We start from the raw sequence: 15,195 nt of genomic DNA on the forward strand, positions 1-15,195 counted from the left end.
CCTTGCGGGGGCTCTTCCATTCAGGAAGCGGAGCGGAAGCGTTCCGTGGACAGGGCAGCTTCCATCAGCCGCCGCGTATACTCCTCGCGCGGGGCGTCGAAGACCTGTTCGGTGGGCCCTTCCTCCACGATTTCGCCGGATTTCATGACGATGATGTGGTCGGCCAGCGCGCGCACGACCGACAGGTCGTGGCTGATGAAGAAATACGACAGCTTGTATTTCACCTGCAGGTCCCGCAGCAGCGTCACGATCTGCTTTTGCACCGACCGGTCCAGCGCCGAGGTCGGTTCGTCCAGCACGATCACCCGCGGGCGCAGGATCATCGTGCGCGCGATGGCGATCCGCTGGCGCTGCCCGCCCGAGAATTCGTGCGGATAGCGGTTGCGCATGGACGCATCCAGACCGACCTCCTCCAGCGCCTCGCCCGCGCGTTTGTTGCGCTCGGCCCGGCTCATCGACGGTTCGTGGATCAGCAGCCCTTCGGTGATGATCTGCCCCACCGTCATGCGCGGGGACAGCGAACCGAAGGGGTCCTGGAACACCAGTTGCAACTGGTGCCGGTAAGGACGCATGTCGTCGATGCTACGGGGCAGTTCCTTGCCCAGCCACGCCACCCGACCCTCGGATTCCGTCAGGCGCAGCAGCGCCCGTCCCAGCGTGGACTTGCCGGACCCGGATTCGCCCACCACACCGATCGTCTGGCCTTCGCGCAGGTTGACCGAGATGCCTTTCACCGCCTGCAGGTAGGTCGGCTTTTTCAGGAAGCCGCCGCCCAGCGGGAAGGTCACATGCACCTTGTCGCCGCGCAGCAATTCGGGCGCGTCGGGGGCGGGGGGCAGCTTCTGGCCCTCCGGCTCGGCGTCCAGAAGCATGCGGGTGTAGGGGTGCTTTGGCGCGGTGAACACGTCCTCGGCCGTGCCGTCCTCCACCACCTCGCCGCGGCGCATGACGGCGACGTGGTCGGCAAAACGGCGCACGATCCCAAGGTCATGCGTGATGAACACGATGGCCATGCCCAGACGCTTTTGAAGATCGGCCAGCAGTTCCAGGATCTGCGCCTGGATCGTCACGTCCAGCGCGGTCGTGGGTTCGTCCGCGATCAGGATGTCAGGATCGTTGGCCAAGGCCATCGCGATCATCACGCGCTGGCGCTGCCCGCCCGACATCTCGTGCGGGTAGCTGTCGATGCGGCGTTCGGGTTCGGGGATGCCGACCAGACGCAGCAGTTCCAGGATGCGCGGACGGGCCTGACGCCGCGACATCCCCGCGTGATACCGCAAGGGTTCCGCCAGCTGGTCGCCGATGCGGTACAGTGGATCAAGCGAGGTCATCGGTTCCTGGAAGATCATGGTGATCTTCTTGCCGCGGATCTTGTTCAGCTCCCGCTCCGACAGGTTCAGAACCTCGCGGTCGCGATAGCGGACGGAGCCTGTGGCCCGGCCATTGGCCGCCAGCAGGCCCATCAGCGCCATCGTCGTCTGGCTTTTGCCCGACCCGGATTCGCCCACGATGGCCAGCGTTTCCCCCGATTTCAGGTCGAGGTTGACGCCCTTCACGGCTTCCACCGCGCCGTCATTGGTCTGGAACGTCACGCGCAGGTCGCGGACGGACAGGATGGTGTTGTCGCTCATCTCACCGCTCCTTCGGGTCAAGGCTGTCGCGCAGGCCGTCGCCCAGGAAGTTCAGCGCGAACAGGATCACGGTCAGCACCGCGGCGGGCCCGATCAGCTGCCACGACGCCCCGCGCATGTTCTGCGCACCTTCCGAGATCAGGAGGCCGAGCGAGGTCATCGGATCCTGCACGCCCAGCCCCAGGAAGGACAGCAGGCTTTCGGCCAGGATCGCCTTCGGCACCAGCAGCGTGACGAACACGATCACGGGGCCCAGCGCGTTGGGGATGATGTGCCGCTTCAGGATGCCCGCCCGCGTGGCGCCCAGCGCCTCGGCCGCTTGTACGAATTCGCGGCGCTTCAGCGACAGGGTCTGGCCGCGCACGATGCGCGCCATGTCCAGCCACTCGGTCGCCCCGATCGCGATGAAGATGATCAAAAGGGATCGCCCGAAGAACACCAGAAGCAGGATCACGAAGAAGATGAACGGCAGCGAATAAAGGATGTCCACGATCCGCATCATCACGTTGTCGACCCGCCCGCCCAGATAGCCCGAGATCGCGCCATAGGCCACGCCCAGCACCAGCGCCATGGCCGAGGCCAGAAGCCCGATGGCCAGCGAGATGCGGACCCCGATCAGGATGCGGGACAGCATGTCACGGCCAAGGTTGTCGGTGCCCAGCAGGAAGTAGTTGCGTTCCACCCCCATGGTCAGGGTGCCGGACAGGCCGTCACCGGCCAGCTCCAGCTCGGGGTTGAAGAACTGGTCGGACCGCTGGAAGTAGCGGATCACGCGTTCGTCGATCGGCTGGTCCGAGGCGATCTGCACGGTCACCGTGTCGCCCGACACCTCCGTCTCGGTGGCGTCCACGCGGGCGCGGCGGATCAGGTCGGTCACCGCGGGCTCGATCTCGTCCGCGCGGGGATAGGCCTCAAGGCTCGGCGGCACGCGGACGTATTGCTGGTAGATCGCGCCGTAGGGGTGGGGGGAGATCATGGGCCCAAACGCCCCCGCAAGCCCCAGCACCACCAGCACCACAAGGCTGGCCAGCGCGGCACGGTTCTTCTTCAGCCGGATCCACGCATCCTGCCACAAGGAGCGGCTGGGCGCCGCGGTCATCGTTGCATCAGTCATAGCGCACCCTCGGGTCAAGCCAGGCATAGGCGAGGTCCACCAGAAGGTTGAAGATCACCACGAAGACGGCGATCACCACCACGGTGCCCATCACCAGCGTATAGTCGCGGCCAAGCGCGCCCTGAACGAAATAGCGGCCGACGCCCGGCAGGCCGAACACGGTTTCCACCACGACCGACCCCGTCAAAAGCGCGGCGGCGGTCGGCCCCAGATAGGACACGGTCGGCAGCATGGCGGCGCGCAGCGCGTGCACGCCCACCACGACGCGGGCCGGCAGGCCATAGGCGCGGGCGGTGCGGACGTGGTTGGCGCGCAGCGCCTCCACCGTGGCGCCGCGGACAAGGCGCGCGATCACGGCCACCTGCGGCAGGGCCAGCGTGATCACGGGAAGGATCCAGTAGGCGGGGTTCGCATTGCTCCACCCGCCGGCGGGCAGGACGCCCAGGATGACGCCGAAGAACAGGCTCAGCAGCGGGGCGATGACGAAGTTCGGCGTGGTGATGCCCAGCGTGGCGATGGCCACGATCAGGTTGTCCAGCCAGGAATTCTGCTTCAGCGCGGCGATCGCGCCCAGGATGATCCCGAAGATCGTGGCCGCCACAAGCGCCAGACCGCCCAGCAGGATCGACACCGGCAGCCCTTGGGCGAACAGCTCGTTCACGGAAAAGTCGCGGCGGGTGAAGCTGGGGCCAAGGTCGCCCTGGATCAGGTTGCCCAGATACATCAGGTATTGCTGCCACAGCGGCGCATCCAGATTGTAGGCGCGCTGGAGGTTGGCGAGAATGAGGGGGTCCAGTGGCCGTTCCAGATCGAACGGGCCGCCGGGCGCGATACGGATCGCGAAGAAGGTCAGCGTGACGATGATGAAGATCGTCGGCACCGCGCTGGCCATTCGTCGCAAGGTGTATCCAAGCATCGATGGAACCTATGAAGTTGAAGGGCGGGTCTTTCGACCCGCCCGTGAGGGGATCAGTTCAGCGACAGCCAGCGTGTGGCATGGGCATCCATGAGGTTGTCTTCGTAGCCTTCGACCTTGGTCGAGACGAGGGCACGCGAGGAATAGGCCAGGATCGGGATGATCGCCTGGTCGTCCAGCAGGGTCTGTTCGGCCCCGGCCAGGATCTCGGCCCGCTCGCCCAGATCCATGGTCGTCGCCGCCTTGTCCAGCGCCGCGTCGTAATCGGCGTTGCTCCAGCGCGAATAGTTGAAGGCCACGCCCGACTCATACAGCATCAGGAAGTTCTGCGGATCGTTGTAGTCGCCGACCCAGCCCGCGCGGGCCATGTCGAAGGGACCATCCTCGCGCAGGTAGTTGAAGTAGGTCGTGCCCTCGACCTCGTTCAGGCGGGCGTTGATGCCGATGTTGGTCAGCATGTCGGCGACGGCGGCCATGGTGTTCTTGTGGTTCTCGCCGGTGTTGTAGCGCAGTTCCACGGTCAGGCTGCCGGGGGCCACGCCCGCTTCTTCCAGAAGGGCCTTGGCGTCATCCTCGCGGTCGAACAGGTCCTTGTCGGCATAATCCACCGTCACCGCGTCGCCGTCATAGTTGGCGATGCCCGGAGGGACCAGCTTGTAGGAGGGCAGCATCGTCCCGGCCCAGACCTCGTCCGCGATGAAGTCGCGGTCGATCGCCATGGAGATGGCGCGGCGCACGCGCGCGTCCTTCAGCGGGCTGCCCTCGACGCCCTTCACCGGCAGGTAATAGGTGCCGAGATAGGGGGCGATGCGCAGCGAATCCGACAGGTTGGCCTTCACGTAGTCCATCTGTTCGGCCGGAACGTCCGTGCACACCTGCACCTCACCCGCCTCGAAGCGGCGCATGCAGGCGGAACGATCCTCGAACGGGATCCAGTTCACGCGGTCGATCTTCACTTGGTCGGCGTTGTAGTATTCGGGGTTCTTCACCATCACGAGCTGCGAGTTCGGCGTGAAGGACTCCAGCTTGTAGGCGCCATTCGTCACGAAATTCTCGGGGCGGGTGAACTGGTCGCCGAACTCCTGGACCGATTTCTGATGCAGGGGCAGGGCCGCCTGGTGTGTCAGAAGCTCGATGAAATAGGGAGTGGGGGAGTTCAGCGTGACTTCCAGCGTCTTGTCGTCGATCACGCGGACGCCCAACTGGTCCACCGGCATCTTGCCGCTGGCGATGGCTTCGGCATTCTTGATCGCGAAGAGGTTGGAGGCGTAGCCCGCCGCCGTCATCGGATCCACGATGCGGTGATACGCGAAGTCGAAATCACCCGCCGTCACCGGATCGCCGTTCGACCATTTGGCGTCACGCAGGTGGAAGGTGTAGACGGTGCCGTCTTCGGACAGGTCCCAGGATTCCGCGATCCCGGGGATGGCTTCGCCTGCCGCGCTCTGGATCACCAGGCCGTCGAACAGGTCTTTCAAAACGCGGCTTTCGGAAACCGTCTGTGTATGATGGGGGTCCAGCGTCGCGGGGTCGGTGTCGTTTCCGCGGTTCATCACCACTTCCGCCGACACGGCACCTGCACCCAGCACCAGCGAAAGCGCCGATGCGGCCAGCAGATCACGCATAGTCATCTGTTCTTCTCCCTGAGGTCTTGTTGGAACTTGCACCTTCCGCGTTTTCGCACGCGAAGTCAACCTTCGGCCATGGGTATCGTTCTTCCGCGACGCGTTCCAAGGGGACACTTTCCCTTGCTGCCATGGCCCGTTATGGTGATCGTCCCGACATACGGAGCCTACATGTCCCTTGATCCCAGCCGCCGCATTTTTCATCTGATCGCCACCGAAATCGCCGCCGAGACGCGTCAGGTGGCCGCCGCGATCGAGTTGCTGGACGGTGGCGCGACCGTGCCCTTCGTGGCCCGCTATCGCAAGGAGGCGACGGGGGGGCTGGATGACAGCCAGCTGCGGACGCTGGCGGAACGCCTGTCCTATCTGCGGGAACTGGAAGCGCGGCGGACTGCCATCCTGGGATCGATCCGCGATCAGGGGAAGCTGACGGGCGATCTGGAACAGCGCATCGCCGGCGTGACCACGAAGGCGGAGCTGGAGGACATCTACCTCCCCTACAAGCCCAAGCGGCGGACGAAGGCGATGATCGCGCGGGAAAACGGCCTCGCCCCGCTGGCCGAGGCGATCCTGGCGGACCGCAACGCCGATCCGGCCACGCTGGCCGCCGGCTTCGTGAACGCGAACGTGGCCGACACCAAGGCCGCGCTGGAAGGCGCGCGCGACATCGTGGCCGAAGGTCTGGCCGAGAACGCGGACCTTCTGGGCCGTCTGCGCGGGCACATGAAGCAGGCGGGCCGCCTGAGCGCCCGCGTGGTGGAGGGGAAGGAGGCCGAGGGCGCCAAGTTCTCGGACTATTTCGCGCATGACGAGGATTGGTCGAAGGCGGCCGGCCACCGCGTGCTGGCCATGCTGCGCGGCCGGAACGAAGGGGTGCTGAACCTGGATCTGGCGGTGGACGCTGACGCGCCGCGCGGCCAAAGCCCCGCCGAACGCATGACGGGCGCCACGCTGAACGCCGCCGGGCAGGGGCCGGGCGATGCCTGGCTGCGCGAGGCGGCGGCCTGGACGTGGCGGGTGAAGCTGAAGACCTCCCTCACGCTGGACCTGATGGCCGAGCTGCGCGAACGGGCCGAGGCGGAAGCGATCAACGTCTTCGCCCGAAACCTGAAGGACCTGCTGCTCGCGGCCCCTGCGGGCGGCAAGGTCACGCTGGGCGTCGATCCCGGCATTCGGACGGGCTGCAAGCTGGCCGTGGTGGACGCCACGGGCAAGCTGCTGGACACCGCGACGATCTATCCGTTCCAGCCCAAGAACGACCTGCGCGGCGCCTCGGCCGAACTGGCCCGCATGATCCGCGCGCACGGGGTGAAGCTGGTCGCCATCGGCAACGGCACCGCCAGCCGGGAAAGCGAAAAGCTGGTGGCCGACGTCATCTCGGCCCTGCCGGACAAGCCCGTGAAGGTCATCGTGTCCGAAGCGGGGGCCTCGGTCTATTCCGCGTCGGAACTGGCCTCGAAGGAGTTTCCGGGGCTGGATGTCAGCCTTCGCGGCGCCGTGTCCATCGCCCGCCGCCTGCAGGACCCGCTGGCGGAACTGGTGAAGATCGAACCCAAGAGCATCGGCGTCGGCCAGTATCAGCACGACGTGGACCAGTCGCGGCTGGCGAAACAGCTGGACGCGGTGGTGGAGGATGCGGTGAACGCGGTTGGCGTGGACCTGAACACCGCCTCCGCGCCCCTGCTGGCGCGGGTGTCGGGCTTGGGCGCATCCCTGGCCGAGGCGATCGTGGCGCATCGGGACGCGCAGGGCCGGTTCAACACGCGGCGCGAACTGTTGAAGGTGGCCCGGCTGGGCCCCAAGGCCTTCGAACAGGCGGCGGGCTTCCTGCGCATCCCCGACGGGAAGGAGCCGCTGGACGCCTCCTCCGTCCACCCCGAGGCGTATGACGTGGCGCGCCGGATCGTGGCGTCCTGCGGGCGCGACCTGCGCGGGCTGATGGGGGATGCGGTGGCGCTGAAGAACGTGAACCCGCGCGACTTCATCGACGACCGCTTCGGCCTGCCCACGGTGAAGGACATCCTTTCGGAACTGGAAAAGCCCGGCCGCGATCCGCGCCCCGAGTTCAGGACGGCCACCTTCACCGAAGGGGTGGAACAGATCACCGACCTGAAGCCCGGCATGCTGCTGGAAGGCACGGTCACCAACGTCGCGGCCTTTGGCGCCTTCGTGGACATCGGGGTGCACCAGGACGGCCTTGTCCATGTCAGCCAGCTGGCTGACCGCTTCATCAAGGACGCGCATGAGGTGGTGAAGGCCGGCGACATCGTGAAGGTCCGCGTGACGGAGGTGGACGTTCCCCGCAAGCGCATCGGCCTGACCATGCGCAAGGACGGCGCCAGCCCCCCGCCGAAGCGCGAGGAGAAGCCGAAGGTGCGCGGCCCGATGCAGTCGGGTCCCGCATCGGGCGGCAACGCCTTTGCCGACGCGCTGAAGGGGTTGCGCCGCTAGCCCCCGCCGGAACCCGCCGGGGCCCCTGACGTTGCCGTGCAACCCATCAAGGAGCATCCCCCGTGAGCAACCCCGGCGACACCTCTGACAAAGAGGTCGTTCATGACGCGTCCCGCACCGAAGTGGAGGAGCTGGAGGAAGATCTGCCCTCGACGGCGGCGGCCGTCCACCAGCTGATCCGCGAGGACGGCGAGAAGGAGATGGAGCGCGACATCCGCGCGCTGATGTGGTCCGCCATCGCGGGCGGCATCACCATGAGCACGTCGATGCTGGCCCGCGCCATCCTGGAAGCGCATCTTCCCGACACGGATCCGGCCTATCTTCTGGAAGCCGCCGGCTACACGATCGGGTTCATCCTGGTCATCGCCGCGGGCCAGCAGCTGTTCACCGAAAACACGGTGACGCCGATGCTGCCGCTCATGACCTCGTTCACGCGGCGCAACCTGTTCAAGGTCGGGCGGTTGTGGACGGTCGTCCTTTTCGGCAACCTTCTGGGCGGCACGCTGGCGGCGGCGATGTTCGCGTTCCTGCCCCTATTCACCCCAGAAGTGGACGCCTCGCTGGCGAAGATCGGGCACCACCTGCTGGAAAACACCCCGTGGGAGATGTTCTCCAAGGGGATCATGTCGGGCTGGCTGATCGCCACGCTGGTCTGGACGCTGTACAGCTTCGAGAAGTGGACGCTGCCGATGATCTTCCTCGTGACCTATCTGGTCGGCCTCGGGGACTTTCCGCACATCATCGTGGGCACGACCGAGGTGGCCTATCTGCTCTTCCTCGGCGAGGCGGGGCTAGGGGAGGCGGTCTTCGGGTTCGGGATACCCACGTTGCTGGGCAACGTCGTGGGGGGCACACTTATCTTCGCGCTGATCAGCCATGCGCAGGTTAAGGCGGACGTGGACATCTGAACCGGGCGGGTCAGCCCGGCCCGTCGCCGAACAGGCGTCGGTATTCGGCCTCCGGCACGCCATAGGACGCGCCGGCGGCCGCCTCCAGCCCGGCGCGGTCCAGAAGGGTGATCGCCCCCCGCTCGGCCCGGATCAGGCCCTCGCCTTCCAGCAGGTGGGTGGCCACGGTAACCCCCGCACGCCGGACGCCCAGCATGACCGACAGGAATTCATGCGTCAGGGACAGCCGGTGATCGCCCGTCCGGTCGTGGCACATCAGCAGCCAGCGGGCGAGCCGCTTTTCGATGGTGAACTGGCCATTGGACACCGCCGTCTGCGTGATCTGGGTGATCATGGCGTGAACGAACCGCAGGAAGTGGGCGCGCATCTCCGGATGCCGCGTCAACAACTCGGCCAGACAATCGGCGTCCATGCGAAGGCCGCGCCCCGCCACCTGGATGTTTGTCTCGGTCGGGGAACGGTCGCCGCCGGTCACGATGGACGTGGCGGTCATGCCTTCACGGCCGAACAATCCCGCCTCCAGCCGGAAATCACCCCGGCCGACCGCAAGAACGGATCCGACGCCGTCCACCGGAAAGAACACGTTCCTCGGCCGTTCATGCGGCACCTCCAGCACCATGCGCAGATCAAGCCGCACAGGCTCCAGATGCGGCTCGATCAGCGTCCGCATCCCGTCGGGCAGGGTGCGGATCAGGTTGTTCTGGCCGATTGGGCAAGGCAGCCATCCGCTTGTGGCGTTCGCCTTCGTGATGTCCGAGCCCATTCGTTCCGCCTTCCACGATCATTCATCGGACGATATGTGTTGTTTCCGGTCGGGGGACAGCGTTAGCTGTCGAAAAGGGGACAGCCACATGCGCAGGTTCGCCCAGGCGGGGACGATGCTCACCGTGTCGATGATGATCGGCGTGGCGTTCCTGAACGCGCTGGACGCGGTGATCGTTCGCCTTCTGGCCGGAGAGGTACACGCCTTCGTCATCGGCTTCTTCCGCGCGCTGTTTGGCCTTCTGGTCCTGGTGCCATGGATCCTGCGGCGGGTGGACCTGCGCACGTCCCCGTATCGCGGGCTGCACGTGGTGCGGGCGGCGCTGAAGCTCGCTTCGCTGATCGCGCTGTTCGTGGCCTATCAGCGGGCGTCCTTGCCGGACGCGACGGCCATCTTCTTCATGCTGCCGTTGTTCGTGATGCTGGGGGCCTGGCTGTTTCTGGACGAACGCATCGGCGGCGCGCAGATCGCGGCGCTGATCCTCGCGCTGGCGGGCATGGTCATCGTCGTGCGGCCGGGGGGTGCGGGGTTCGATCCGGCGCTGCTGTTCGCCTTGGCGGCGGCGGCGCTGACCGCCGCCATCCAGCTGATGCTGAAACGGATGGCGGAACATGACACCCCGGACCGCCTGGTGGCGTGGAACCTGCTGGCCATGACGGGGCTGGGCCTTGGTCTGGCACTGATCGTCTGGAAGACGCCAACGCCGTGGCAGTTGATGCTTTTGTGCGTGCAGGGCGCGCTGGGGGCGGCGAACCAGACGCTGGTGACAAAGGCGCTGAAGCTGTCGGACGCCAGTTTCGTGGGGCCGCTGGACTTCCTGCGCCTGCCCGCCGTGGCCCTTCTGGCCTGGCTTTTGTTCGGAGAGGTGGCGGGCGCCGCGACCTGGATCGGGGCGGCGCTGATCTGCGTCAGCGTGATCCTGGCCACGGGTGCGGTGCGCCGCCGGGCCGCCTGAAACGCGCTTGCCGCCGCCGCCCGTCTGGGGCAGACCGCGTGTCATGGCACGTCGCAAGAAACCTTCCCGCATTCCCGGCCTGCACGTCTGGCTGCTGGCCGCCGCCCTTGGGCTGGCGGGCGTCATCTTCGGGCGGGACGATCCGCAGATGCGGGACACGTTCTTCGACATGGCGGGCCGCCTGCTGAAAGACGAAAGCACGCCCCGCGAAACCATGGCGGGCGGTGCCCGCATCATCGATGGCGACACGCTGGATCTGGATGGCAATCGCATCCGCCTGTTCGGGATCGACGCGCCGGAACGGGCGCAGACCTGCAGGCGCGCAAACCACGACTGGAACTGCGGCACGGAGGCGACGGCCGCGCTGGTGCGGGCCATCGGCGACCGCAAGCTGACCTGCGAAAAGCGGGACGTGGACCGCTATGACCGGATCGTGGCGGTCTGCCATGCCGGGGATGTGGAGCTCAACACCTGGATGGTCCGCAACGGCTGGGCGCTGGCCTACCGCCAGTATGGGGGCGAGATCTACGGCGCCAATGAACGGGCGGCAAAAGCCGACAAGGCGGGCGTCTGGTCAGGCCAGTTCGAAAACCCGTGGGAGTGGCGCCGCTTGCACTAGGCGGGGGCCGGTGCGGGCAGCGGGCGGGACTTCATCTGTTCGGACACAAGGGCCGGGATGAACAAAAGCACGAACAGCAGCGCGATGGCATAATTGCTGGGCGCGCCTTCCAGCGGGATCACCGCCCGGTCGAAATAGTGCAGGGTGTAGATCAGAAGCACGTGCCACACATAGGTCAGCAGCGAATGCCGGCCCAGGCAGACGATCGGGCGGATCGCGACCAGCTTCTGAAACAGGCGCGCGACCATGTTCAGGGTCGGGGACCGCATCTCTCCTCCTCGGAACAGCAGCCAGCCGATCAGCCAGGCGGCGGCGATGAAGTTCAGAAGATAAACGGGGCCGAAATCCGCCCGCTTTTCCATCATCACGAACGAGCTGATCGTGTCGCCGTCCAGCCAGCCATTGGCGGTGGCGATGCGCAGGGGGGCGAAGAACAAGAGGATCGCGGCCGCCGCCACGGCCCAGGCCCTGTCCTTGGGAAAAAGCCGGTCCGGCGTGATGTCGCCCCGTACCCACAGGGCGCCAAAGATCGTGCCGGCCATGAACAGCAACTGCCATCCCATCGGGTCGAACGCCATCCGCAGCCCCTGACCGTCCGATGTGGCGAAGAACCGGTTCACCGCGCGCGACACGGGCAGCATCAGGCCCAGCTGCGACACCATCCACCAGATGGCGGTCATGGCGGCGGCGACAGGCCACCAGCCCTTGCGGATCAAAACCAGAAAGGCCGGTGCGGCCAGCAGGTACAGGATGTATTGCGGCAGGATGTCCAGAAAGGTCGGCTGGAAGGCCAGCGTCAGGATGGCCGCCGCGCGGGTGGGGTCGTGAACGCCCGCGGTGCCCAGCCAGTTGCGGAACGCCTCCACCCCGAAGGGCAGGACGTCGCGGCAGATCATCAGCGCGAAGGTCAGCGACACCGTGGTCGCCCAAAGGATCATCGCCCTGCGGACCGAGGATCGCCACACAAAGGGCAGCCCCTTCGCCTCCAGCCGCCGGAACTGCACCATCCCGAACAAAAGGCCCGAGATGAAGATGAAGCCCTGCGCGCTTTCCACGAACATCACGTGGCGGAAATGGACCTTCGACACCCAGTGCTGCTGACGCAGCACCAGATGACTGAGAGTCATCGTGATCAGGAACCAGCCGCGCAGGCCGTCGAGAGAGGATATCCGCGACATTCCCGCTCTCTACGATGCAAGCGCCGAACCGTCGAGAGGGGATGTAACAGAGGAATGACGAAGGCTATTCCGGCTCTTGTGTCCGCTCGGCACGTGCGAGGCTCATCACGCGGGAGGTTTCCTCGGCGATGGCAAGGCCGGTGGCCACGCCGTCTGTCGGAACGGCGCCGGGATCTTCCTGACCGTCCTTCAGGACGGACCGATCATCAAGGCGTTCGGCCAGATCGGGATTCTTGTCCAAGGCGGCGGCCACAAGCTGGGCTAGGATCTTCCGGTGCGCGATGATCATGCCTTCCAGCCGATCCACGCGGTCTTCCGAACTGCTGTCGTGAGTTTCCATCGCCACGGGGCGGTTCCTTTCCGGCTGGCATTCTGGGGGGTCAACCACCCGGCGCATGTTCCAGTTCCGGCAAAAGGGAAGGGCGGCGCCGCAGAACCGGCGCCGCCCGAAGGATCAGTGGCCGAAGCACAGCGCCGGCAGGATACCCGCGCAGGCGACTTCCTCGCCTCCTTCGTAGATCATGCGCAGGGCCACGAACAGGATCACCACGAAACCGATCCATGCGATGAAGCGGTACTTGTGCAGCAGGCGGGCGATCAGCGTGGCTGCAGCTCCCATCAGCACGACGGAGATGAGGAGCCCGATGACCAGAACCTCCACGTGGTCCTTGGCAGCGCCGGCCACGGCCAGCACGTTGTCCAGCGACATCGACACGTCGGCGATGATGATCTGGATCATCGCCTGCCAGAAGGTCTTCTTCGGCCCGCGGGCCGCGCGTTCGATCGCCTCGGCTTCGGATTCCGCGCCACTTTCGCGGATCTCGCGGTACATCTTCCAGCAGACCCACAGCAGCAGGATGCCGCCGGCCAGCGTCAGGCCGATGATGGCCAGAAGCTGCACGGCCACCAGCGCGAACAGGATCCGCAGGAGGACGGCGCCCGCGATGCCCCAGAAGATGACGCGCCTGCGGATTGCAGGGTCGACGCCCGCCGCGGCCATGCCGACGACGATGGCGTTGTCGCCGGCCAGAACCACGTCGATGAAAAGCACCTGCATCAACGCGGAGAATTCGGCGGTCAGAAAGGATTCAGTCAATGCCAGCACCCATGAGATCAGAAAGGCGAAAAATCCCTCTAGTCATCTCTCGATTCTCACGAAGTGTCGACAAGGAAGTGATCGGGTGCGCCCGCTTTGACGTTCAGCGCCAGAAGGGACGGTCCACTTCGTCCTGCGCTTCCCGGGCGTCCAGACCGATATCGTCCAGCAGATAAGGCTCCAGCCGCGCAAGGTGGCGCCGCGTGGTGCGCCGCAGTTCCCAGCCCAGAACGGCATGGGCCAGACGGAAAGCGACCCGTGCAAGCGGCGGCAGGGGCGTCGCTGGGGAGGTGAATGAAGTCGCCGTCATGATCGCACCTTGTGTTGATACAATATAGGTTATATGCCCCCCAAAACATAGATTGTCTTATTATCGACGGCGAGAAGTATATTGTGACTGATACAACATGGCGTCCTGACCTGACACAATATCCGGGGCCGAAGTATCTGGCCCTGTCGCGCGCCCTTCGGGATGCGGTTCGGGATGGCGTGTTGGTGGCAGGGGCACAATTGCCCACCGTCCGCGATCTGGCCTGGAAGCTGGAGATCACGCCTGGCACCGTGTCCCGCGCCTATCAGCTGGCGACGCAGGAAGGGTTGCTGGCGGCGACCGTCGGCCGCGGCACGTTCGTGGCCGCGACCACGCCGCAACTGGGGCCGACGCAACCGCTGTTCGTGGAAAGCGCGCTGATCGCGCGGGGGGTCGTGGATCTGCGCTCCCCCTCCTTGCCGCATCTGGGGCAGGCAGAGGCGATGCGCGCGGCGTTTCACGCCCTCGCCGACCGGATCGAGGATGATTACGTCGATTATCCCACCCAAGTTGCCGAAACCGACTTGCGGCAGGCGGTGGTGGACTGGGTGTCTGACCGCCGCATGGGCCCGGTGGAGGAGGAGGACGTCGCCCTGACCCATGGGGGGCAGGCGGCCATCAACCTGGTCATGAACTGCTGCCTGCGCGGCGACCGGCCCGTGGTTCTGGCCGAGGATCTGGCCTATCCCGGCTTCCGCCACGCGGCCCGCCTGTCCCGAGCCGAAACCGTGGGGGTGGAGCTGGACCAGCACGGGCTGCGGCCCGACGCGCTGGAAGCGGCCTGCCGCCGGCACAAGGCGCAGATCCTGTGCGTCACGACCGAGGCGCAGAATCCCACCGCCGCCCGGATGCCCGAACATCGCCGGTCCGAGATCGCGCTGATCGCCCGCGCCTACGACCTTCAGGTGATCGAGGATGATTGCTATTCCGTGTCGGAAAGCGCTTTCCCGATGATCCGCGCCCATGTGCCCGAACGGACATGGTATGTCGGAAGCTGGTCGAAATCCGTGTCGGCGGCGATGCGCTTTGGCTATCTGATCTGCCCGCGCGGAATGGGGATGGCCGGCCGGATGACGGCGCAGCATGTCAGCTTCGCCATGCCGCGCCCCATCAGCGAACTGGCGCTGGAGCTGTTGCAGAGCGGGGCCGCCCAGACCCTGCGCCAGCGCAGCCAGGCGGAGTTCGCCGAGCGTCTCGACCTCATGGTGCGGGCGCTGGACGGGCAGGACATCGCGTGGCAGCCGGGGCTGCCCTTCGTGTGGCTGCGGCTTCCGGCGGGATGGCGCGCCTCCACCTTCGCGCGGATGGCGCAGGCGGCCGGCATCCTCGTCCGCTCGGCCGACGAATACGCGCTGGTGCATGGGCACGCGCCCAACGCGGTCCGACTGGCCGTGGCGGGTGCCGTTCCACGCGACCGGTTCGAACAGGCGATGCACCGGATCCGCGATCTTCTGCTGAGCCCACCGGCCGAGCTGATCGTTTAGGCAAAATGTGAACGGCACCCTGCAAGTGACCGGTAATAAATGGGAAATCCCACTGTGACCGGGATGTGAAAAGATCACGGCGGTCCAAAAATCCGCTTGTCGCCGCCGCGCACGCTGTGCAGAGTCGCCCGGAAAGACGAACGGA

14 protein-coding genes are annotated in these 15,195 nt (G+C 66.0%); 5 read left to right on the forward strand and 9 right to left on the reverse strand.

Annotated features, from left to right (window positions below; translation table 11 throughout):
• Nucleotides 1-20: 20 nt before the first annotated feature.
• Genes ACSHZY_RS07550 through ACSHZY_RS07565 form a run of 4 tightly spaced genes read right to left on the reverse strand, consistent with a single transcriptional unit; the run spans nucleotide 21 to nucleotide 5,292 of the window.
• Nucleotides 21-1,631, reverse strand: a complete 1,611-nt coding sequence (locus ACSHZY_RS07550; protein WP_435167639.1) for an ABC transporter ATP-binding protein — start codon at nucleotides 1,629-1,631, stop codon at nucleotides 21-23.
• Nucleotide 1,632: 1 nt separating this feature from the next.
• On the reverse strand, nucleotides 1,633-2,745 hold the full coding sequence (locus ACSHZY_RS07555; protein ID WP_435167642.1) for an ABC transporter permease: 1,113 nt from the start codon (nucleotides 2,743-2,745) through the stop codon (nucleotides 1,633-1,635).
• The gene (locus ACSHZY_RS07560) at nucleotides 2,738-3,661 is read right to left on the reverse strand and encodes an ABC transporter permease (protein ID WP_435167645.1); all 924 of its coding nucleotides are present in this window, start codon (nucleotides 3,659-3,661) and stop codon (nucleotides 2,738-2,740) included. Before ACSHZY_RS07560 ends, ACSHZY_RS07555 begins: the two co-directional genes overlap by 8 nt.
• A 53-nt stretch (nucleotides 3,662-3,714) precedes the next feature.
• Complete coding sequence (locus ACSHZY_RS07565; protein ID WP_435167648.1) at nucleotides 3,715-5,292, reverse strand: peptide ABC transporter substrate-binding protein; 1,578 nt, start codon at nucleotides 5,290-5,292, stop codon at nucleotides 3,715-3,717.
• 165 nt (nucleotides 5,293-5,457) lie between these two features.
• On the opposite strand from ACSHZY_RS07565, the gene ACSHZY_RS07570 reads away from it, so the two are divergent.
• Together ACSHZY_RS07570 and ACSHZY_RS07575 are read left to right on the forward strand one after the other, a co-directional pair.
• Complete coding sequence (locus ACSHZY_RS07570) at nucleotides 5,458-7,737, forward strand: Tex family protein (RefSeq protein WP_435167651.1); 2,280 nt, start codon at nucleotides 5,458-5,460, stop codon at nucleotides 7,735-7,737.
• Nucleotides 7,738-7,799: 62 nt separating this feature from the next.
• Nucleotides 7,800-8,645 (forward strand): formate/nitrite transporter family protein, encoded by an 846-nt coding sequence (locus tag ACSHZY_RS07575; protein WP_435167654.1) that lies wholly within the window; start codon nucleotides 7,800-7,802, stop codon nucleotides 8,643-8,645.
• A 10-nt stretch (nucleotides 8,646-8,655) separates the two neighbouring features.
• Here the strand turns inward: ACSHZY_RS07575 and ACSHZY_RS07580 are convergent, their stop codons facing one another.
• A complete protein-coding gene (locus ACSHZY_RS07580) occupies nucleotides 8,656-9,408 on the reverse strand; it encodes a Crp/Fnr family transcriptional regulator (RefSeq protein ID WP_435167657.1) in 753 nt (250 codons plus the stop codon).
• A gap of 88 nt (nucleotides 9,409-9,496) precedes the next feature.
• Between ACSHZY_RS07580 and ACSHZY_RS07585 the strand changes: the two genes are divergently transcribed.
• Nucleotides 9,497-10,363, forward strand: a complete 867-nt coding sequence (locus ACSHZY_RS07585) for a DMT family transporter (RefSeq protein WP_435167660.1) — start codon at nucleotides 9,497-9,499, stop codon at nucleotides 10,361-10,363.
• Between the two features lie 43 nt (nucleotides 10,364-10,406).
• Entirely contained in the window at nucleotides 10,407-10,982 is a 576-nt protein-coding gene (locus tag ACSHZY_RS07590) for a thermonuclease family protein (protein ID WP_435167663.1), read from the forward strand.
• On the opposite strand, the gene opgC is transcribed toward ACSHZY_RS07590, so the two are convergent.
• The 4 genes from opgC to ACSHZY_RS07610 all read right to left on the reverse strand — a co-directional run bounded on the left by opgC (nucleotide 10,979) and on the right by ACSHZY_RS07610 (nucleotide 13,566).
• Nucleotides 10,979-12,160, reverse strand: coding sequence for an OpgC domain-containing protein (opgC, locus tag ACSHZY_RS07595; RefSeq protein WP_435167666.1), 1,182 nt, complete (start codon nucleotides 12,158-12,160; stop codon nucleotides 10,979-10,981). The two genes, ACSHZY_RS07590 and opgC, sit on opposite strands and share 4 nt — an antisense overlap.
• Before the next feature lie 64 nt (nucleotides 12,161-12,224).
• Nucleotides 12,225-12,506, reverse strand: coding sequence for a hypothetical protein (locus ACSHZY_RS07600; RefSeq protein WP_435167669.1), 282 nt, complete (start codon nucleotides 12,504-12,506; stop codon nucleotides 12,225-12,227).
• A 108-nt stretch (nucleotides 12,507-12,614) separates the two neighbouring features.
• Complete coding sequence (locus ACSHZY_RS07605; protein ID WP_435167672.1) at nucleotides 12,615-13,256, reverse strand: TerC family protein; 642 nt, start codon at nucleotides 13,254-13,256, stop codon at nucleotides 12,615-12,617.
• 103 nt (nucleotides 13,257-13,359) lie between these two features.
• A complete protein-coding gene (locus ACSHZY_RS07610) occupies nucleotides 13,360-13,566 on the reverse strand; it encodes a DUF1127 domain-containing protein (RefSeq protein WP_435167675.1) in 207 nt (68 codons plus the stop codon).
• A gap of 83 nt (nucleotides 13,567-13,649) precedes the next feature.
• On the opposite strand from ACSHZY_RS07610, the gene ACSHZY_RS07615 reads away from it, so the two are divergent.
• Nucleotides 13,650-15,050, forward strand: a complete 1,401-nt coding sequence (locus tag ACSHZY_RS07615) for a PLP-dependent aminotransferase family protein (RefSeq protein WP_435167678.1) — start codon at nucleotides 13,650-13,652, stop codon at nucleotides 15,048-15,050.
• The last annotated feature ends 145 nt before the right edge of the window (nucleotides 15,051-15,195 follow it).

The organism is Falsirhodobacter sp. 1013, from assembly GCF_051195255.1.
Classification (GTDB): domain Bacteria; phylum Pseudomonadota; class Alphaproteobacteria; order Rhodobacterales; family Rhodobacteraceae; genus Falsirhodobacter.